The organism is Methylobacterium sp. NPDC097929 (genome assembly GCF_049543375.1).
In the GTDB taxonomy this organism is placed as follows: Bacteria; Pseudomonadota; Alphaproteobacteria; order Rhizobiales; family Beijerinckiaceae; genus Methylobacterium.
In genome coordinates, this window is the sequence record NZ_JBMVEP010000002.1 from 216,695 (window position 1) to 235,372 (window position 18,678).

Consider the following 18,678-nt stretch of genomic DNA (forward strand, 5'->3'; position numbering starts at 1 on the left):
GCCTACTTCCGGCAGGCCTCCGCCTTCGGATCGGCCTTGGCCAGATCGAGCCGGGACATCGTGCCGTCGATGGCGAAATCCCCGTAATCGAGGTGAAGCCGACCGCTGACGCCGTCCTCGTAGAGATCGAAGGTCAGGGTGTAGATCGGCGTGCGCTCGCCCTGGCCGGCGGTGAAGTAGCTCAGCGTCACCGGCCAGCGGCGCATGGCGGCGTGGTCGCCCTCGCGCAGCGGCTTGTCGCGCTCGGTCTCGGCGGCGGGCGCCGCGCTCGGGCGACCGATCACGGCCAGCGTGTCGTAGACCTTGCGGCCGTCGTCCGAGCCGTCGAACACCCTGGCGGAGACCGTGGTCTCCCCCGCCTTCGCCGCCTTGATCAGGCGGATCATGTGGTGGACCGGGAACAGCACCGGCGCCTCGGCCTGGAACTGGTCGCGCTTGGGCTCCTTGAGCTTCACCTTGAGCGCGTCGGATGCGGCCTCCGCCGTACCGTCCACGGACGGCGACGGCTTGTTGTTGAGGATGGTCGTGGTGCGGAAGCGGAAGCTCGTCCCGTCGCCATCCTCGAAGGTGGAGCTGCGCAGGTCCGAGGTGCGGTCGCCGGATTCGCCGGAATCGAGCAGCGTGACCTGCCGCGTCTGCATGGTGTAGCCGCGGCAGGCATCGCCCGAGAAGTCGATGACGATGCGCCCGCGCACGCCCTCGACCGCCCGCGTGCCGGTGGAGCGGGCGAGCGAGAGGTCGTAGACCGCGCGGTGCGGCGCGAGCCGGATCGCCGCCTCCTCCGGAACGGGAGCGGCCGGCCCCGCCGCGAGCGCGGAACCGGGCAGGGCGGCGAGGACGATCAGGGCCGGCGCGAGGCGCAGTCGCATGCGATCTCCCAAATGCGCTGTCGAAAACAGGTTATCCCCAGCCCGAGGACCGGCGACGATCGTCCGTCACATAATCAATCCGGCGGTCCGGACAATCTTTTTCGGCCCATTCCGAAACAGGGCCGTGGCCGTCCGCTCCGGGCCGGGGGTCGCCCGCGGGGTCGGTGCCGGGAGGTTCGGACAGCTCGGCTCACGCGAGAAAAGTGTAATTTTACGCAACGCTTTAACGGCCTGTCGCCGAGCCTGACATCGGCGCTGCGACAGGGCTCGGTTTCCCGCGGGCCGAGTCTCCGAATGCTGGTGGAAACCGGGTCGCGGCCCGCACCGACCCTTGCTCCGCGGCCGAGCTGTCCTGTAGTCTCCACACCGTCGCCAGCGCAGGGTTTGGCGTCTGTTAACCGACATGTGCAGGGCCGCTCCGCCGGCCCTGGGTTGCGTGTTTCGCCGGGCGCGGCGGCGGCTCTTCGACCGCCTCGTCGCGCTGCCTGTCGGTGCGATTTCAAGGACGGTGCGACGTGGAGGGGACAATGACGGAAGCGGTCCCGAGCTGGACGGACGAGCGCGTCGAGCTGCTGCGTCGTCTCTGGGACGATGGCTTGAGCGCCAGCCAGATCGCCCTCCAGATCGGCGGCGTCTCGCGCAACGCGGTCATCGGCAAGGTGCATCGCCTCGGCTTGGCCGGGCGCGTCAAGCCGATTGGGCCTGCCCCCGCGCAGGGCCGCCGCAAGGACGGTCCGGAAGTGGAGGCCGAGCTGGAGGCCGTGGCCGTGGTCGAGGAGCCGACCCTGCCGGAGCCGCCGGCCATCATCGCGCACCGGCCGGCCCCCAACTTCCCCCTGCCGCCGACCCCCGCCCCGGAGCCGGTGGCGCTCGCGGTGTCGCAGCGCGTCACCATCATGGACCTGCGCGATTCCATGTGCCGCTGGCCGATGGGCGATCCGACCTCGCCGGACTTCCGCTTCTGCGGCGGCCGGGCGATCACGGGCCTGCCCTACTGCACCCAGCACGCCCAGGTGGCCTACCAGCCGGCCGCCGAGCGCAAGCGCGATCGCCGGGTGGCCGGCTTCCGCTGATTTTTTTGAAAGATGTCGCACGGCGCCTCGGCTGCCGTGCGGGTCAGCCGGGCCGGCCTCCGCTTCCCTCCGCGGAGACGGTTGAGGCGGTGTGAGCGCTGATCCCGCGGCGTGAACGGCTATGGGCCGTGATGACGACGCGTTGGGCAGAGAGAAACTGCTCTGATCGCGGCGCGCCCGGCAAAGACTGATCTCGTCTCCGGTCCATCGCCTCGGCCTTCGCGCCTCTCCGTCATCGCGAGGCGGAGCCGAAGCGACCCAGAGCGCGACCTGTCCGGAAGGGACGGAGCCCTGGATTGCTTTCGCTGAGTCTCGCAAGGACGAGGGAAGACACCGGGGCGATCGACCAGACTTCGTCTCACTCCGCCCCGGCGAACATCTCGTCGAAGGAGTAGCCGGAGCCGCGCACGGTGCGGATCGGGTCGCTCTGGCGCGGGCGGTTGATCGCCTTGCGCAGGCGGCCGACATGCACGTCGACGGTGCGCTCGTCGATGTAGACGTCGTGTCCCCAGACGCCGTCGAGGAGCTGTTCCCGGGAAAAGACCCGGCCGGGGCTCTGCATCAGATATTCGAGCAGCTTGAACTCGGTCGGCCCGAGATGGATCTCGCGGCCCTGGCGACGGATGCGGTGGCTGACCCGGTCGAGCTCGATGTCGCCGGCCACGAGCAGGTCGGCGACATGGGCGGGCTTGGCCCGGCGCAGCAGGGCGCGGACCCGGGCGAGCAGCTCCGGCACGGAGAACGGCTTCACCACGTAATCGTCGGCCCCCGTCGAAAGGCCGCGCACCCGGTCCGTCTCCTCGCCGCGCGCGGTCAGCATGATGACGGGCAGCCGCTCGGTCTCGCGCCGCGCCCGGATGCGCCGGCACAGCTCGATCCCGGAGAGCCCCGGCACCATCCAGTCGAGCAAAACGAGGTCGGGCGTGGTCTCGTGCAGGCGAAGGTCCGCCTCGTCGCCGCGCACCGCCACGTCGACCACGAAGCCTTCCGCTTCGAGATTGTAGCGCAGCAGCGTCGTGAGCGATTCCTCGTCCTCGACGATCAGGATGCGCGCACTCGTCATCACCCGTCTTCCCATCCGTCACGCCCGGCCGGTCGCTCCGGACCGCGGGCGGCGTGTCTCGCGTCGCGCTTCCCGGAGGAAGCCGCAGGCCTCAGGCCGTCGGCGTCACCGTCGCGTAGTTCGAGGCGTCGTTCTTGGGCCGCTCGCCGGCCGGGTTCTCGCCGGTGACGAGGTATTCGATCGTCTCGGCGACGTTGGTGGTGTGGTCGCCGATCCGCTCGACGTTCTTGGCGCAGAACAGCAGGTGCGTACAGAAGGAGATGTTGCGCGGATCCTCCATCATGTAGGTCAGGAGTTCGCGGAACAACGAATTGTAGAGCGCATCGATCGCGCTGTCGCGCTCCCACACCTCGTGGGCGGCGGCGACATCACGGCTGGCATAGGCGTCGAGAACATCCTTGAGCTGCTCCTGCACGAGGTCGCTCATGTGCTGCACGCCGAGGACGATCTTCTGCGGCTGGGCCTGATCGCTGATCGCCACGACGCGCTTGGCGATGTTCTTGGCCAGGTCCCCGATCCGCTCCAGATCGCCGGAGACGCGAATGCCGGAGATCGTCTCGCGCAGGTCGATGGCGAGGGGCTGACGCCGGGCGATGAGCAGCACCGAGCGCTCCTCGATCTCCCGCTGGAGCACGTCGAGGCGCTTGTCGGCGACGATCACCGCCTGGGCCAGGGTCGTATCCCGGCGCACCAGCGCGTCGGTGGCATCCGTCATCATCTTCTCGGCCACCCCACCCATCTCGGCGATCGAGCGGCGCAGGTTCTCGAGGTCTTTGTCGTAGGAGGAGACGATATGCTCGGACATCTCTCGAATTCCCCGCTCGGACGGTCGCGGCCGTCACCTTAGTCGGATGCTGGGACGGCCGGTTCGCGTCGCCCGCGGTCGCCCCGCTGCGCCCGCATCCAAGAGCGGGCGTCGAGCGGGCGCTGCGCGAGGGCGACCCTTAGCCGAAGCGGCCGGTGATGTAGTCCTGGGTCTGGCGCTTGGCCGGGTTCATGAAGATCTTCGAGGTCGCGTCGAACTCGATCAGCTCACCCAGATACATGAAGGCGGTGAACTGCGAGATGCGGGCGGCCTGCTGCATGTTGTGGGTCACGATGACGATCGTGAACTCCGCGCGCAGCTGCTCGATCAGCTCCTCGATACGGCCCGTCGAGATCGGGTCGAGGGCCGAAGTCGGCTCGTCGAACAGGATCACCTCGGGACGCTGGGCCACGGTGCGGGCGATGCAGAGGCGCTGCTGCTGGCCGCCGGAGAGGCCGGTGCCGGACTGCTTGAGCTTGTCCTTCACCTCGTCCCAGAGCGCCGCCTTGCGCAGGCTCTCCTCCACGCGCGCGTCCAGCTCGGCCTTCGGCAGCTTCTCGTAGAGGCGCAGGCCGAAGGCGACGTTGTCGTAGATCGACATCGGGAAGGGCGTCGGCTTCTGGAACACCATGCCGACCCGCGAGCGCAGCTCATTGAGATCGACCTTGGCGTCGAGCACGTTCTGCCCGTCGAGCAGGATCTCGCCCTCGGCACGCTGCTCCGGGTAGAGGCTGTAGATGCGGTTGAAGGTGCGCAGCAGCGTCGACTTTCCGCAGCCGGACGGACCGATCAGCGCCGTGACCTGCCGGTCGCGGAAATCGAGGTTGATGTCCTTCAGACCGTGGAAGCTGCCGTAGTAGAAGTTCAGGTCCTTGACGGCGATGCGCACGGGCGCCTTGACGTCGGCCGGGCTGCGGCCCTCGAACTGGCTGCGGATCGCGGGGGAGGCGCTCATCGGATGGTCTCGCAGGTAGGAGGATTGTCCGGGGGGCGGTCTCAGCGCGCCCGCTGGTCCTTGATGACGAAGCGGGCCACCACCGACAGGGCGAGGATGGTCACGGTGATGAGGAGCGCGCCCGACCACGCGAGGCTCTGCCAGTTCGGGTAGGGCGAGAGGGCGAACTGGTAGATCATCACCGGCAGGTTCGGCACGCCGCCGAGCAGGTTGGCGTTGAACCAGCTGTTGTTGTTGAGCGCCGTGAAGAGCAGCGGCGCGGTCTCGCCGGCGATGCGGGCCAGCGCCAGGATGATGCCGGTGACGATGCCCGCGCTCGCCGCCCGCCAGGTGACGGCGCGGATGACGAGGGAGCGGGGTGCGCCGAGCGCAGCCCCCGCCTCGCGCATCGGGCCGGGCACGAGGCGCAGCATGTCCTCGGTGGTGCGCACGATCACGGGCGTGGCGATGATGGCGAGCGCCACCGCGCCGGCCCAGCCCGAATAGGTGCCCATCGGCCGGACCATCAGCGTGTAGACGAACAGGCCGATCAGGATCGAGGGCGCCGAGAGCAGCACGTCGTTGAGGAAGCGGATCACGTCGGCGATCTTCGAGGTGCGGCCGTACTCCGCGAGGAAGGTGCCGGCCATCAGCCCGATCGGCGTGGCGATGAGGATGCCGAGCAGCGTCATGATGAGGCTGCCCAGGATGGCGTTGGCGATGCCGCCGCCCTCGGAGCCCGGGCCCGGCGTCGGCGCCGTGAACAGGGCGGGCGAGAAGCCCTTCAGCCCCTCGACGATGAGCATGAGCAGGATCGAGCCGAGCACGACGATGCCGAGCAGGGTGGCGATCGTGCTCGCGAGGATCAGCACGCGGTCGGCGACCCGGCGGCCGGGGCGCACGCGGCTGGCCGTGGGCGTGCGCCCGGCCGTCGCGATGGGGTTGCTGGCGTCCATGGATCGGCGTCCTTCGGGCTCGGACAGTCTCGGGCGATCGTGCTCGGGCGGTCGCGGTTCAGGCGACCTTGGTGCGCCGCACCAGCAGGCGGGCGATGATCAGCACGAAGAAGGTGATGATGAAGAGCAGGCAGCCGAGCGCCATCAGCGAGGAGAGCTGGAGCCCGTCGGCCTCGTTGAATTCGTTGGCGATGCGCGAGGCGATGGTCGAGCCCGGATCGAAGATCGAGGCGGAGAGGCGGTTGGCGTTGCCGATCACGAAGGTGACCGCCATGGTCTCGCCGAGCGCGCGGCCGAGGCCGAGCATGATCGCGCCGATGATCGAGACCGAGGCCTGCGGCACGAGCACGTGGCGCACGACCTCCCAGGTGGTGCAGCCGATGCCGTAGGCGCTCTCGCGCAGCACCGTCGGGATCTGGTCGAGCATGTCGCGGGTGATCGAGGCGACGAAGGGCACGATCATGATCGCGAGGATGATGCCGGCGGTGAGCACGCCGACGCCCGAGGGGATGCGGGCGTAGAGGATGGTGCCGACGATCGGCAGGCCCTCGACCAGGTTCGAGACCGGCACCTGCACGAAGCGGGCGAAAAGCGGGGCGAAGACGAACAGGCCCCACATGCCGTAGATGATGCTGGGCACCGAGGCGAGCAGCTCGATCGTCATGGCCACGGGCTTGCGCGCCCAGCCGGGGCAGAGCTGCGTCAGGTAGATCGCGATGCCGAGCGAGACCGGCACGCCGATGAGCAGCGCCAGCAGGGCGGCGGCCACGGTGCCGATGATCGCGGGCAGGGCGCCGAACTGCTCGGTGCCGATGTTCCAGGCGGAGGAGGTGACGAAGCCGAAGCCGAACTCGGAGAAGGCCGGCCACGCTCCGTAGATGATCGAGCCGAGGATGCCCGCGAGCACCAGCAGCACGAGGAGGGCGGAGGCGTAGGCGGCACCCTGGAAGAGGCGGTCGCCGGTCTTGCTCGGCGCGATACGGGCCACGCTGCTCTCGCGGGCCACGGTGAGGGTCTGGGTCAAGGCGGTCATCCGCGGAGGCTCTTCGGCTGGTGAGCGTTTAGCGCGACGTCGCGCGCGAGGCGAGCGGACCACTTCGGGAAAGGCCCCCTTCCGGCTGGAAGAGGGCCCTTCTCTCTACGCTTACTTGCTGGCGAAGACCGGCTTGCCGTCCTTGCCCTTCACGGCCTTCCACTCCTCGTGGATCAGGCCGACGACGGTGTCGGGCAGCGGCACGTAGTCGAGCTCGGTCGCGAGCTTGTCGCCGTGCTTGTAGGCCCAGTCGAAGAACTTGAGCACGTCGGCAGCCTTGGCCGCATCCGCCGGCTCCTTGTAGACGAGGATGAAGGTGGCGGCCGTGATCGGCCACGCCTCGTCGCCGCCCTGGTTGGTCAGGGCGATGCCGAAGCCGGGGGTCGACTTCCAGTCGGCACTGGCGGCGGCGGCCTGGAAGGCCTTGTCGTCGGGCTGCGGGAACTTGCCGGCCTTGTTCTCGATCAGAGCGTGGGCGAGCTTGTTCTGCTTGGCGTAGGCCGACTCGACGTAGCCGATCGCGTTGGGGACCTGCTTGACGGTGGCGGTGACGCCCTCGTTGCCCTTGCCGCCCTGGCCGACCGGCCAGCTCACCGTGGTGGCCGCACCGAATTCCTTCTTCCAGGCCTCGGAGACGGCCGAGAGGTAGGTGGTGAAGATGTTGGTCGTGCCGGAGGCGTCTGAGCGGTAGACCGGGGTGATGTTCGCCTCGGGGAGCTTCAGGCCCTCGTTGAGCTTGGCGATCTTCGGGTCCGACCACTTCAGGATCTTGCCGGCATAGATCTCGGCCAGGATCTCACCGGTCAGCTTGAGCTTGCCCGGCTCCAGGCCGGCGATGTTCACGACCGGAACGACGCCGCCCATCACGGTGGGGAACTGGAGAAGGCCGTCCTTCTCGAGCTGGGCAGGCTTCAGGGGCGCGTCGGTCGCGCCGAAATCGACCGTCTTGGCCTGGATCTGCTTGATGCCGCCGCCCGAGCCGATGGACTGGTAGTTGAGGCCCGTGCCGGTCTCCTTGCGGTAGGCTTCGGCCCATTTCGAGTAGACGGGGAAGGGGAAGGTGGCGCCGGCGCCGGTGATGTCGGCGGCCAGGGCCGAGGTCGCGAGCTGAGCGGCGGCGAGGCCGACCGCCAAGGCGTAAGCGAAGGGTTTCACGAGAATCTCCGTAGGGTGTCAGGCTCTGATCCCGGCCGGCATCGGACCGGAACCGGCCTCGCTGCGGCAAGGCTGCCGTCTAGTTCACCGACGCGCCGCCTCTATGACGGCGACATGACGAAGACATGACAGGCCCCTTCTGCGCCGAATTCTACAGAGGATGGGACCGCTTGCGGCCTGTCGAGCGTTGTTCCGACAGCGCCCGGGCCGCGAGGTTCGGGCTGACGAGCCTCAGGAGGCTTTCGGCGTGACCGAGCCGGACGTGAAATCAGACCGGGATCGCTTCCTCGATCCCAGCGATCCCCAAGAGGCGGCTTATGAGGCGGCTTATCTTGCGCTCCATGCCGAGCGGGCGGCCCTGGAGGACGAACTCGTGCTCCTCCAGCACCGGCAGCGGTTCGGGAGCGACGAGGACGAGGTTGCCTCCGCGCGGGCGACCGAATCCGCCCTCTTGAAGGATCTCGACCGCGTGCTGACGATGATTCGGGCGGCCGAGATCAAGCGCCAGCAGCCGCAGGCGCGGCGCTGGCAGTAGCGTAGGATCGGCCTCGCCGTCCTGGGGGCGGACGCGTCTCAGCCCGCCCGGCGCTGGTCGCGTTCCTTCTGGCGCAGGCGCAGCAGCAGCTCGACCTGGGCATCGGTGATCGGCTGCGCATCGCAGCGGTCGACGTAGACCTCGCGCAGCCCCTTGCCGATCCGGTCCCGCGTCTCGCCGTTCAAAGCCGGCATCGCGGCCTCGACGATCGAGCCTACGGAGCAGTTCGTCGCGAGATGTGCCATGGATCGGCAGGGCCAAATCTGAAGGAACGGTGTTGCTCCGGGACGAATGGAGCGGCGACGGCCTATCTTGCACGAGGATGGTTAACGAGAACTTACCGTTGCAGAGGTCCGGTGCCGTGTAACGAACGACCTTCCCGCCGTCGGGCGCGCCGCTCCAGAGGAGCCCTGCCGGAATGCGTCGGCCCGAGGCTCGGTTCCCGTCGGACGTCGCACCCCTCTTCGGGTCTTTTGGGGGGTGCGATCAACCGACGGATGAAACGGCGTCCTTGAGCCGTTCCTTCCTATGTCGTCGGGCTGCCCGCCCATCTGCGGTACGCAAGCGACGGGCGGATCGGCCCATTATCGGAATGGCCCGATCCGCCGCGCCCGGCGTTTCCACGCCCCACCCGCAGGCTCACTCCGCGCCGGCTCGCAGCGAGCGACGCGAGGGACAGTGCGGTTTTCTGACGGTACGGCAGGCGCCACCAGCGCGGCTCTCGAAGCCGGAGCGGGGTCTGTGCGGATGAGGATCTGCGGAGCACGCCGACAAGCGAAGCGGACGGCCTGAGCCGACGCAGAGGCAAGATCATCGGCCCGGCGAGGGGTCTGCCCGAAGATCAGCGCGTTGCTTGAAAGGTTTTGGCTCCCCGAGCAGGACTCGAACCTGCGACAAAGCGATTAACAGTCGCTTGCTCTACCAACTGAGCTATCGGGGATCACCCGGCCGCCTCGGCGGCGCTGGCGGGTCATTAGCCGTCGCCGGTTGCGGGCGCAAGGGTCCTGGCGAAGGTTTTTGCACCTGCGCGCCCGGCGCAGCGGTCGGGCTCTCCCGGCGCCCCTGCGAAACCGCATCTTGTATCGTTTTCGTTTGATCGCCTCGGCCTTCACCCCACTCCGTCATCGCGAGGCGGAGCCGAAGCGACCCAGAGCGCGACCTGTCCGGAAGGGACGGTGCCCTGGATTGCTTACGTCTCGCCTCGCAAGGACGACGGAAGAGACCGAAGCGATCAAACGGAAACCCTATTATGCCCGCTCTTCCGTCGATCGCACGACAAGACCGTTGCCGAGCGGGCAGAGCCTCTGCTAGAGACGCCTCGCTCCGGAGCGGCCGCTCGGCCCGGAGCGTCGCGCCTCGGCGCGGTGAGGCCTCGTGGCGGAGTGGTTACGCAGAGGACTGCAAATCCTTGCACCCCGGTTCGATTCCGGGCGAGGCCTCCAAAATTCCCGGCAGTGCCGGACCTCCTCCATCATCGCCCGTGACGACAGGCCGGAAACCGTCGCGATAGCGCGGGACGTCCGTCAGCCTGAGCCTTGCAATTCCGAGGGCGATCCACGACAACGCGCCCGCTCGCATCGGCGCCGCTCGACGGGCGGGCTGAAGGACGGTCTGGCGCAGCGGCGAGGGATGGACGGCTCATGCTCGATTATGCCCAGGCGCGGCGCCTCATGGTCGATTGTCAGCTCCGGACCTTCGACGTGAACGACGTCGCGGTGCTCGATGCCTTCGATTCCGTTCCGCGGGAGCGCTTCGTGCCTCCGGGCCGCGCGGATTTCGCCTATATCGATCAGACGCTGACCTTCGACACCGGGGCGGACGGGGCCCACGCGATGCCCGCGCCGATGGTGCTGGCCCGCATGATCCAGGCACTCAAGGTCCGTCCCGGCCTGCGCGTCCTCGACGTGGCCAGCGGCTACGGCTACGGCGCGGCCATCCTGCAGCGTCTCGGGGCGGAGGTCGTCGCCCTCGAATCGACCGCCGAACTCGCGGATGCCGCGCGCGAGCGCCTGGGCGGTGGGGTCGAGGTGATTCACGGCGCGCTGGACGCCCCGTTGAAGGGCGATCCCTTCGACGCGATTCTCGTCGAGGGCCGCGTCGAGACACGGCCCCAGGCCCTGCTCGACCAGTTGCGCGACGACGGACGACTCGTCTGCGTGTTCGGCCCCCATCGCAACGCCAAGGCGACCCTGTTCGTGCGGGCGGGCGACGCCTTCGGATCGCGCGCGCTGTTCGATGCGTCGCTGCCGGGCCTGAAGGCGTTCGCGACCGAACCCGGCTTCGCCTTCTAAAGAACACGCCACGACGGCCTCAGTCACGCAGCGTCCGGCCGGAGTCTTGCCGGGCGAGGCGGAGGCTTTTCGCGCCGTTCGCCAAGACTGGTCCCGCCGCCGAGAGCGGCGGGGTACCTCGGTACACAACTTCGCGGGCGTGGATTAAGCGGGACCGGGTGTCGCTTTTTTGAGCCACCCACCGGCAATCCACCATCGCAGTGCGGTAACCCCTGTCACCGGCGCCACAAGCTCGGCTACTCTTCCGCTTGAGGCGGGCTGGCCATCCCGACGCACGAGTGTGCGAACGACGGTCACGTCGCGACCCTTGCGGAGCGGATCGTTCGACGGGCGTCCTCGGGGGCGGACCGGAAGACGACCGACCGGGTCGGACGCGACGGTGCGGCGGGACGGCAAATCGAGAAACCGCAAGGGCTGATCGACGTGAAAGAACGCAACCTTGCGGCGCGGTCCGCGCTTCGGCTGGCTGGCGCCGTCGCTTCGGTGCTGGCTGCCGCAAGTCCGGCTGCCGCCGAGACCCTCGAGAGCGCGCTGTCGCGCGCCTACCAGGCGAACCCTGCCCTCAACGCGGCGCGGGCCAACCTGCGCGCGACCGATGAGGACGTGAACCGCTTCCAGGCCGGCTACCGGCCCAACGCCGCGATCTCGGCCGACATCGGCATCCAGCAGTTCCAGGGCAAGATCGGTGGCATCGGCACAAGCGGCCCCATCAACCTTCTCACCCGCCCGGGCGGCGCCGGCCTGACCATCAACCAGAACGTCTTCGACGGGTTTCAGACCGACAACCGCGTCCGTTCGGCCGAATCGACCGTGCTCAGCACGCGCGAGGGCCTGCGCCAGACCGAGATGAACACGCTGTTCAACGCGGCCCAGGCCTACATGAACGTGCTGAGCGACACGGCGACGCTCGAATTGCAGCGCAACAACGTCGAGGTTCTGGAGGAACAGCTCCGCCAGACCCGCGACCGCTTCAACGTCGGCGAGGTGACCCGCACCGACGTGGCCCAGGCCGAGGCGCGCCTCGCCGGCGCCCGCTCCCAGGTCAGCGCGGCGGAAGCGGCCCTGCGCGCCTCGATCGGCATCTATCGGCAGATCGTCGGCGTCGAGCCCCGCCAGCTCGCCCCCGGGCGACCCCTCGACCGCTACGTGCCGGCCTCGCTGGATCAGGCCATCCTCATCGGCCTCAAGGAGCATCCGCAGATCCTCGCCTCCTTCCACGCGGTGGACGTGGCGGAGTTGCAGGTGAAGGTGGCCGAGGGCGCGCTCTACCCGCAGGCGCAGATCACCGGCGCGGTGCAGCAGCGCTACGATCAGCAGTTCTCCGGCGACAACGGCGTGACCGCTTCGATCGTCGGGCGGGTCAACATCCCGCTCTACCAGGGCGGCGGCGAGTACGCGGTGATCCGCCAGGCCAAGGAGAATGCCGGGCGCGCCCGCCTCATCGCCGAGCAGGACCGCGACACCATCCGCGCCTCCATCGTCCGCACCTGGGGCAATCTCGAAGCCTCGAAGGCGCAGGTGATCGCCTCCCAGGCGCAGGTCCAGGCCAACGAGGTGGCGCTGAACGGCGTGCGCGAGGAGGCCCGCGTCGGCCAGCGCACGACTCTCGACGTGCTGAACGCGCAGCAGGAACTGCTCTCGGCCCGCGTCGCCCTGATCCGCGCCCAGCGCGACCGGGTCGTGAACTCCTACGACGTGGTGCAGGCCGTCGGCCGGCTCACGGTGCGCTTCACCAGCCTGCCGGTGACGCCCTACAGCGCCCGCGAACACCTCGATCAGGTCCGCGATCTCTGGTTCGGCGTGCGCACGCCCGACGGGCGCTGAGGAGCACCCGCGCCCGGAACTTTCCTGTTGGCCGGCGCGGGATCATGGTTGATGCGGCACGAGATGATGAAATAGTTCGTTAACCGTTTCGTCGTCTTGTCAATCGTCACCGAGTATCGTCCAGATGAGCGCAGCGAGCCCGAAGGTTCAGGACAAGACGCAGGAACCCTCCATGGAGGAGATCCTGGCTTCGATCCGCCGCATCATCGCCGACGATCAGGCGCCCAAGCCGGCCGAGGCCGAGGCTCCGCCGCCGCCCCCGCCCGCCCAGGACGACGACGTGCTCGACCTCGCCGAGGTAGCCGAGCCCCTGCGCAAGGCCGAGCCCGTCGATTTCGACATGCCCGAGATCGACTTCCGGATGCCGGAATTCGACCCCGAGCCGGAGCCCGAACCCGCCTTCGAGCCGCCGCCGAAGCCCGAGCCGGCCTTCGTGCCCGAGCCGGAGCCCGCACCCGCCCCGAGGGCCGCCGAGCGCATCCGCGCGGCGGTGGAGGAGGGGGTGAGCGAGCGGCTCGTCTCCTCGCACACGGTCGAGAGCGTGGGGCAGAACTTCCAGCTTCTGGCCCAGACGGTCCTCTCGCAGAACGCCCGCACCCTGGAGGATCTGGTCCAGGACATGCTGCGGCCGATGCTGAAGGGCTGGCTCGACGAGAACCTGCCGCACATGGTCGAGCGGCTGGTGCGCGCGGAAATCGAGCGGGTCGCCCGCGGGCGCTGAGCCGTGCCCCGGCGGGTGACGGTTGACGGGGACACCGCCCCGGGCCGATAGCGGCGGCATCTCCCTGACGACGCCGCACGCCTGAAAAGCCCGCCCCGCCCATGATGGACAAGATCTTCGACCCCGCCGCTGTCGAGGCGCGCGTCTCCACGGCCTGGGACGAGGCCCAGGCCTTCCGCGCCGGCCGCCCCGAGCGGGCCGGCGCCGAGCCCTTCAGCATCGTGATCCCGCCGCCGAACGTGACGGGCTCGCTGCATATGGGCCACGCGCTCAACAACACGATCCAGGACATCCTCGTCCGCTTCGAGCGGATGCGCGGGCGCGATGTGCTGTGGCAGCCGGGCACGGATCACGCCGGCATCGCCACGCAGATGGTCGTCGAGCGCCGGCTCGCCGAGACGCAGCAGCCCGGCCGACGCGAACTCGGTCGCGAGGAGTTCCTGCGCCGGGTCTGGGCCTGGAAGGAGGAATCCGGCGGCACCATCATCGGCCAGCTCAAGCGGCTCGGCGCCTCCTGCGACTGGTCGCGGGAGCGCTTCACCATGGACGAGGGCCTGAGCCGCGCCGTGCTCAAAACCTTCGTCGATCTGCATGCGCAGGGACTGATCTACCGCGACAAGCGCCTCGTGAACTGGGACCCGAAGTTCCAGACCGCGATCTCGGATCTCGAAGTGCAGCAGGTCGAGGTGAAGGGCCATCTCTGGCACTTCGATTACCCCGTCGTGGACGAGACCGGCGCCCCGACCGGCGCGGTCATCACCGTGGCGACCACCCGTCCCGAGACGATGCTGGGCGACACCGCGGTGGCGGTCCACCCGGACGACGAGCGCTACCGCGACCTCGTCGGCCGCCGGGTGCGCCTGCCGCTCGTCAACCGGCTGATCCCGATCGTCGCCGACAGCTATTCCGACCCGGAGAAGGGCACCGGCGCGGTCAAGATCACGCCCGCCCACGACTTCAACGATTTCGAGGTCGGGCGCCGCCAGGGCTGCCGGCCGATCAACGTGCTGGACCCCGAGGCGCGGATTCAGATCGCCGGCAATGCCGACTTCCTCGACGGCGCCGAGCCGGAGGAAACCGCGCTGGCGCTCGACGGCCTCGACCGCTTCGAGGCGCGGAAAGCGGTCGTCGCGTTAATGGAGGAGCGCGGCCTCTTGCGCGCGGTCGAGCCCAACACCCACGCCGTGCCGCACGGCGACCGCTCGGGCGTGGTGATCGAGCCGTATCTGACCGACCAATGGTACGTGAACGTCAAGCCGCTGGCCGAGCGGGCGCTCCAGGCCGTGCGCGACGGGCAGACCCGCTTCGTGCCCGACAACTACGAGAAGATCTTCTTCCAGTGGCTGGAGAACATCGAGCCGTGGTGCGTCTCGCGCCAGCTCTGGTGGGGCCATCAGATCCCGGTCTGGTACGACGGGGAGGGCGGCATCTTCGTCGCCGAGAGCGAGGCCGAGGCCGCCGCCCAGGCCAGGGCCAAGCACGGCACGGACGTCGCGCTGACCCGTGACCCGGACGTGCTCGACACGTGGTTCTCCTCCGCGCTCTGGCCGTTCTCCACGCTCGGCTGGCCGGACAAGCCCCCGGATCTGGCCCGCTTCTACCCCACCAACACCCTGGTGACGGGCAAGGACATCATCTTCTTCTGGGTCGCCCGGATGATGATGATGGGCCTCCACCTCACCGACCGGGCGCCCTTCGAGACGGTCTACCTGCACACCCTCGTCCGCGACGAGAAGGGTGCCAAGATGTCGAAGTCGAAGGGCAACGTGGTCGATCCGGTCGATCTCATCGACCGCTTCGGCGCCGATGCCCTGCGCTTCACCCTGGCCGCGCTCGCCGCCCCCGGCCGGGACATCAAGCTCGGGCCCCAGCGGGTCGAGGGCTACCGCAACTTCGCGACCAAGCTCTGGAACGCGGCCCGCTTCGCCGAGATGAACGGCTGCGAACTCAAGGCCGATTTCCGGCCCGAAGCCGTGCGCGAGACGCTGAACCGCTGGGCGCTCACCGAGGCCGCCAAGGCGGTGGCGGAGGTGGCGCAGGGCATCACGGTCTACCGCTTCAACGATGCGGCGGCCGCCGCCTACCGCTTCGTCTGGAACGTGTTCTGCGACTGGTATCTCGAACTCGCAAAGCCGGTGCTTCAGGGCGAGGGCGTCGATCCGGCCGCGCGCGCCGAGACGCAAGCCACGGTCGCCTTCCTGATCGACCAGATCGCCAAGCTCCTGCACCCGTTCATGCCCTTCCTCACGGAGGAGCTGTGGGCGATCAAGGGGCAGGCTCTTCCCGGGTCGCGCGGACTGCTCACACTCGAATCCTGGCCGGATCTCTCGGCCTATGCCGACGCGCAGGCCGAGGCCGAGATCGGCTGGCTGGTCGATCTGATCTCCGAGGTGCGCTCGGCCCGCTCGGAGACGAACGTGCCCGCCGGCGCGCAGGTGCCGCTGGTGCTGGTCGGCGCCGACGAGGCGGTTCGCGCCCGCGTCGATCGCTGGAGCGAGACGCTGACCCGGCTCGCGCGCCTGTCCGAGATCGGCTTCGCCGAGACCGCCCCGAAGAACTCGGTGCAGCTCCTCGTGCGCGGCAGCGTCGCCGCCCTGCCGCTGGAGGGCATCGTCGATCTCGCGGCGGAAGTCGCGCGGCTGAAGAAGGAGGCGGGCAAGGCGACGTCCGAGATCGCCAAGATCGAGGGCAAGCTCGGCAATGCCGACTTCCTCGCCCGCGCCCCCGAGGAGGTGGTGGACGAGCAGCGCGAGCGCCGCGATGCGGAGGCCGCGCGGCTGGCCAAGATCGAGGAAGCGCTGGTCCGCCTGAGCGACGCATGAGGTGGCGGCGGCGGCTCGGCGCGCTCGTCGCCGGGCTCGCCGCCGCGCTCATGGGGCTCACCTTCTGGACGGCGCGGCCGGGCGATCCGGCGCTCTATCCCGCCTCCGGCCCGGAGGCGGTCACCGTTCTCCTCGTCAGCCACGGCTGGCATTCCGGCCTCGTCCTGCCCCGCGACCGGCTGATGGGGGAGGGCGCGGGCGCGGCCTTGCGCAGCATCGCCACGCGCTTTCGCGCCTACGGCGATCTGGAATTCGGCTGGGGCGAGGCCCGCTTCTACCGGGCGACGCCCACCTTGCAGGCGTTCGACGGGCGGCTCGCCCTCGAAGCCCTGTTCACCCCCGGCGGCAGCGACGGCGTGATCCAGGTGGTCGGCCTCGAACGCCCCGCCCGCGAGAGCTTTCCGCAGGCCGAGATCGTGCCGGTCCACGTCTCGCGCGAGGGCCTGACCCGGCTGCTGGCGCGGCTCGAGGCCGGCTTTCGCCTCGGCGATGGCCAGCCCGTCGCGTTGGGGCCGGGCCTCTACGGGCCGAGCCTGTTCTACGTCGGCGCGGGGCGCTTCTCCTACGCCAACCTCTGCAACCACTGGGCCGCCGACCTGCTCAACGCGGCGGGCCTGCCGGTGACACCGGTGCTGGACACGCATCCGTTGGGGCTCATCGCCGATCTGCGCTGGCGGGCCGGCGCGCGGGCGATGGAACGGCCCGACCTGTCCAAACCGTAATCTTCGCGCCATCCGGCGGTCAGGCGGGACAGCCTAGATCTTCGCTCACGGCACCGCCGCCCCTCGCCCGGCCCCCTTGTCCGGCGCGCGCGGGCGGCACGCCCCAGCGATCGATCCTCGGAGATTTCCATGACCCTGACTGTCCGCCGCCGCGCCATCGCCTCCGTCGCCGCGGCCGCCCTCGTCGCGGGCGGCGCGGCCGGCTTCGGCCTGAGCGAGTCCGTGACCCCGGCCTACGCCCAGGCCCTGCCCAAGACCCCGATCGAGGCCCCCGAGCACCCGCCGGGCTCGTTCGCCAGCGTCGTCGACAAGGTGAAGCCCGGGGTCGTCGCCGTGAAGGTGAAGCTCGACGACAGCGCCGGCGACGACGACGACGACAGCCCCGGCGGACCCAACATGCAGCAGGTGCCGCCGCAACTGCGCGAGTTCTTCAAGCGCTTCGGCCAGGGCGGTCCCGGCGGGCGCGGCATGCCGCAGCAGCGCGGCCAGCGCGGCGCGGTCGGCTCGGGCTTCATCATCTCGGCGGACGGCTACGTGGTGACCAACAACCACGTCGTCGACAAGGCCAAGACCGTGCAGGTCACGCTCGACGACAACCGCACCCTCGACGCCAAGGTGATCGGCAAGGACGCCAAGACCGATATCGCTCTCCTGAAGATCAGCGAGAGCGGCAGCTATCCCTACGTTCAGTTCGGCAAGGGCGCGCCCCGCGTCGGCGACTGGGTGGTCGCCATCGGCAACCCGTTCGGCCTCGGCGGCACGGTGACGGCGGGCATCGTCTCGGCCCGCGGCCGCGACATCGGCGCCGGCCCCTACGACGACTTCCTGCAGATCGACGCGCCGATCAACAAGGGCAATTCCGGCGGCCCGACCTTCAACGTCAGCGGCGAGGTCGTGGGCGTGAACACGGCGATCGCCTCGCCCTCGGGCGGCTCGGTCGGCCTCGCCTTCGCGATCCCCGCCGAGACCGTGCAGACGGTGGTCGAGCAACTCCGCACCGACGGCAAGGTGGTGCGCGGCTATCTCGGCGTGCAGGTCCAGCCGGTGACCAAGGACATCGCCGACGGCCTGGGCCTCGACAAGGCCAAGGGCGCCCTCGTCGATCACGCCGAGAGCGGCACGCCGGCCGCCAAGGCGGGCCTCAAGTCGGGCGACGTGATCGAATCGGTCAACGGCGCGCCGGTCAACGACGCCCGCGAGCTCTCGCGCCGGATCGCCGGCCTCAAGCCCGGCACGGAGGTGAAGCTCGCCTATCTGCGTGGCGGCAAGAGCGACGTGGCCACCGTCGAACTCGGCACGCTGCCGGGGGACGGCAAGGTGGCGAGCCGCGGCGAGAGCAGCTCGAGCGGTCAGGCCCGGCTCGGCCTCAACCTCGCGCCGGCCAGCGAGATCGGCCTCGGCGACGAGGGCGTCGCGGTGATGGATGTCGACCCGACCGGGCCGGCCGCCTCCAAGGGCATTTCCCAGGGCGACGTGATCCTGGATGTCGGCGGTACCAGCGTCTCGAAGCCTTCCGAGGTGCAGGCGCAGATCCGCGCCGCGGAATCGAACGGCCGCAAGGCCGTGCTGATGCGGGTGAAGAGCGCCAAGGGACAGACCCGCTTCGTGGCCGTCTCGCTCAGCAACAAGGAGGGGTGATCTCGTCTCAGGCGGGACCGCGACGGTCCCGCCGCTCCTGCGGTTTCCTCACGACTTCGCGCCCGCTCCTCGGAGCGGGCTTTTTTCTGCCGCGGCTCTCGCCATGTGTGGCGTCGGCGCCACGCTCGGCCGGGCCGTAGTTTAACCTCAGGTTTACAACACGCGATTTGTTGACGTTGAGTTAAGTCACGACTTATCTCGCGACCTGAGGTTGGGTCGGGGGCGGTTCCGTGGTGC

At 69.3% G+C, this 18,678-nt stretch carries 16 protein-coding genes and 2 tRNA genes; 9 read left to right on the top strand and 9 right to left on the bottom strand.

Going from position 1 to position 18,678, the window contains the following annotated elements; translation table 11 throughout:
- Nucleotides 1-2 precede the first annotated feature (2 nt).
- Nucleotides 3-869, bottom strand: coding sequence for a cell envelope integrity EipB family protein (locus ACPCJR_RS09060; protein ID WP_391511843.1), 867 nt, complete (start codon nucleotides 867-869; stop codon nucleotides 3-5).
- 527 nt (nucleotides 870-1,396) lie between these two features.
- Here ACPCJR_RS09060 and ACPCJR_RS09065 point away from each other — a divergent pair.
- The gene (locus ACPCJR_RS09065; protein WP_391511844.1) at nucleotides 1,397-1,942 is read left to right on the top strand and encodes a GcrA family cell cycle regulator; all 546 of its coding nucleotides are present in this window, start codon (nucleotides 1,397-1,399) and stop codon (nucleotides 1,940-1,942) included.
- A 358-nt stretch (nucleotides 1,943-2,300) separates the two neighbouring features.
- Here ACPCJR_RS09065 and phoB read toward each other — a convergent pair whose 3' ends face one another.
- From phoB to pstS, 6 genes are all read right to left on the bottom strand, one after another.
- Nucleotides 2,301-3,005: a phosphate regulon transcriptional regulator PhoB gene (gene phoB, locus ACPCJR_RS09070; RefSeq protein WP_391511845.1), complete on the bottom strand. Its 705-nt coding sequence runs from the start codon at nucleotides 3,003-3,005 to the stop codon at nucleotides 2,301-2,303.
- Nucleotides 3,006-3,096: 91 nt separating this feature from the next.
- Entirely contained in the window at nucleotides 3,097-3,810 is a 714-nt protein-coding gene (gene phoU / locus ACPCJR_RS09075; RefSeq protein ID WP_391511846.1) for a phosphate signaling complex protein PhoU, read from the bottom strand.
- Between the two features lie 139 nt (nucleotides 3,811-3,949).
- Complete coding sequence (gene pstB, locus ACPCJR_RS09080) at nucleotides 3,950-4,765, bottom strand: phosphate ABC transporter ATP-binding protein PstB (RefSeq protein ID WP_391511847.1); 816 nt, start codon at nucleotides 4,763-4,765, stop codon at nucleotides 3,950-3,952.
- 41 nt (nucleotides 4,766-4,806) lie between these two features.
- A complete protein-coding gene (gene pstA, locus ACPCJR_RS09085) occupies nucleotides 4,807-5,700 on the bottom strand; it encodes a phosphate ABC transporter permease PstA (RefSeq protein WP_110352867.1) in 894 nt (297 codons plus the stop codon).
- A gap of 58 nt (nucleotides 5,701-5,758) precedes the next feature.
- The gene (gene pstC, locus ACPCJR_RS09090; protein WP_391511848.1) at nucleotides 5,759-6,733 is read right to left on the bottom strand and encodes a phosphate ABC transporter permease subunit PstC; all 975 of its coding nucleotides are present in this window, start codon (nucleotides 6,731-6,733) and stop codon (nucleotides 5,759-5,761) included.
- A 111-nt stretch (nucleotides 6,734-6,844) separates the two neighbouring features.
- Nucleotides 6,845-7,888, bottom strand: coding sequence for a phosphate ABC transporter substrate-binding protein PstS (gene pstS, locus ACPCJR_RS09095; protein WP_391511849.1), 1,044 nt, complete (start codon nucleotides 7,886-7,888; stop codon nucleotides 6,845-6,847).
- Between the two features lie 247 nt (nucleotides 7,889-8,135).
- Here pstS and ACPCJR_RS09100 point away from each other — a divergent pair, with 247 nt between their 5' ends.
- Nucleotides 8,136-8,423 carry a hypothetical protein gene (locus ACPCJR_RS09100; protein WP_391511850.1) on the top strand — a complete coding sequence of 96 codons (288 nt, stop codon included), beginning with the start codon at nucleotides 8,136-8,138 and terminating at the stop codon, nucleotides 8,421-8,423.
- Nucleotides 8,424-8,461: 38 nt separating this feature from the next.
- Here the strand turns inward: ACPCJR_RS09100 and ACPCJR_RS09105 are convergent, their stop codons facing one another.
- Nucleotides 8,462-8,668 (bottom strand): hypothetical protein, encoded by a 207-nt coding sequence (locus ACPCJR_RS09105; protein ID WP_331285484.1) that lies wholly within the window; start codon nucleotides 8,666-8,668, stop codon nucleotides 8,462-8,464.
- Nucleotides 8,669-9,287: 619 nt separating this feature from the next.
- Nucleotides 9,288-9,363, bottom strand: a tRNA-Asn gene (locus ACPCJR_RS09110).
- Between the two features lie 428 nt (nucleotides 9,364-9,791).
- On the opposite strand from ACPCJR_RS09110, the gene ACPCJR_RS09115 reads away from it, so the two are divergent.
- The 7 genes from ACPCJR_RS09115 (at nucleotide 9,792) to ACPCJR_RS09145 (ending at nucleotide 18,441) form a co-directional block, all read left to right on the top strand.
- A tRNA-Cys gene (locus ACPCJR_RS09115) sits at nucleotides 9,792-9,865 on the top strand.
- A gap of 198 nt (nucleotides 9,866-10,063) precedes the next feature.
- On the top strand, nucleotides 10,064-10,714 hold the full coding sequence (locus ACPCJR_RS09120; protein WP_391511851.1) for a protein-L-isoaspartate O-methyltransferase family protein: 651 nt from the start codon (nucleotides 10,064-10,066) through the stop codon (nucleotides 10,712-10,714).
- Nucleotides 10,715-11,032: 318 nt separating this feature from the next.
- Entirely contained in the window at nucleotides 11,033-12,538 is a 1,506-nt protein-coding gene (locus ACPCJR_RS09125; RefSeq protein ID WP_391512095.1) for a TolC family outer membrane protein, read from the top strand.
- A 361-nt stretch (nucleotides 12,539-12,899) separates the two neighbouring features.
- Nucleotides 12,900-13,259 carry a PopZ family protein gene (locus ACPCJR_RS09130; RefSeq protein ID WP_391512096.1) on the top strand — a complete coding sequence of 120 codons (360 nt, stop codon included), beginning with the start codon at nucleotides 12,900-12,902 and terminating at the stop codon, nucleotides 13,257-13,259.
- Between the two features lie 101 nt (nucleotides 13,260-13,360).
- Nucleotides 13,361-16,081 carry a valine--tRNA ligase gene (locus tag ACPCJR_RS09135; protein WP_391511853.1) on the top strand — a complete coding sequence of 907 codons (2,721 nt, stop codon included), beginning with the start codon at nucleotides 13,361-13,363 and terminating at the stop codon, nucleotides 16,079-16,081.
- Nucleotides 16,078-16,803, top strand: coding sequence for a DUF2459 domain-containing protein (locus ACPCJR_RS09140; protein WP_391511854.1), 726 nt, complete (start codon nucleotides 16,078-16,080; stop codon nucleotides 16,801-16,803). The genes ACPCJR_RS09135 and ACPCJR_RS09140 overlap by 4 nt, the downstream gene beginning before the upstream one ends.
- Nucleotides 16,804-16,932: 129 nt before the next feature.
- Nucleotides 16,933-18,441 carry a Do family serine endopeptidase gene (locus tag ACPCJR_RS09145; protein ID WP_391511855.1) on the top strand — a complete coding sequence of 503 codons (1,509 nt, stop codon included), beginning with the start codon at nucleotides 16,933-16,935 and terminating at the stop codon, nucleotides 18,439-18,441.
- The last annotated feature ends 237 nt before the right edge of the window (nucleotides 18,442-18,678 follow it).

Bases quoted from the DNA above. Each gene is read 5' to 3' on its own strand.
- ACPCJR_RS09060 (WP_391511843.1), bottom strand. From the start codon at position 869: ATGCGACTGCGCCTCGCGCCGGCCCTGATCGTCCTCGCCGCCCTGCCC.
- ACPCJR_RS09065 (WP_391511844.1), top strand. From the start codon at position 1,397: ATGACGGAAGCGGTCCCGAGCTGGACGGACGAGCGCGTCGAGCTGCTG.
- phoB (WP_391511845.1), bottom strand. From the start codon at position 3,005: ATGACGAGTGCGCGCATCCTGATCGTCGAGGACGAGGAATCGCTCACG.
- phoU (WP_391511846.1), bottom strand. From the start codon at position 3,810: ATGTCCGAGCATATCGTCTCCTCCTACGACAAAGACCTCGAGAACCTG.
- pstB (WP_391511847.1), bottom strand. From the start codon at position 4,765: ATGAGCGCCTCCCCCGCGATCCGCAGCCAGTTCGAGGGCCGCAGCCCG.
- pstA (WP_110352867.1), bottom strand. From the start codon at position 5,700: ATGGACGCCAGCAACCCCATCGCGACGGCCGGGCGCACGCCCACGGCC.
- pstC (WP_391511848.1), bottom strand. From the start codon at position 6,733: ATGACCGCCTTGACCCAGACCCTCACCGTGGCCCGCGAGAGCAGCGTG.
- ACPCJR_RS09105 (WP_331285484.1), bottom strand. From the start codon at position 8,668: ATGGCACATCTCGCGACGAACTGCTCCGTAGGCTCGATCGTCGAGGCC.
- ACPCJR_RS09120 (WP_391511851.1), top strand. From the start codon at position 10,064: ATGCTCGATTATGCCCAGGCGCGGCGCCTCATGGTCGATTGTCAGCTC.
- ACPCJR_RS09130 (WP_391512096.1), top strand. From the start codon at position 12,900: ATGCCGGAATTCGACCCCGAGCCGGAGCCCGAACCCGCCTTCGAGCCG.
- ACPCJR_RS09135 (WP_391511853.1), top strand. From the start codon at position 13,361: ATGATGGACAAGATCTTCGACCCCGCCGCTGTCGAGGCGCGCGTCTCC.
- ACPCJR_RS09140 (WP_391511854.1), top strand. From the start codon at position 16,078: ATGAGGTGGCGGCGGCGGCTCGGCGCGCTCGTCGCCGGGCTCGCCGCC.
- ACPCJR_RS09145 (WP_391511855.1), top strand. From the start codon at position 16,933: ATGACCCTGACTGTCCGCCGCCGCGCCATCGCCTCCGTCGCCGCGGCC.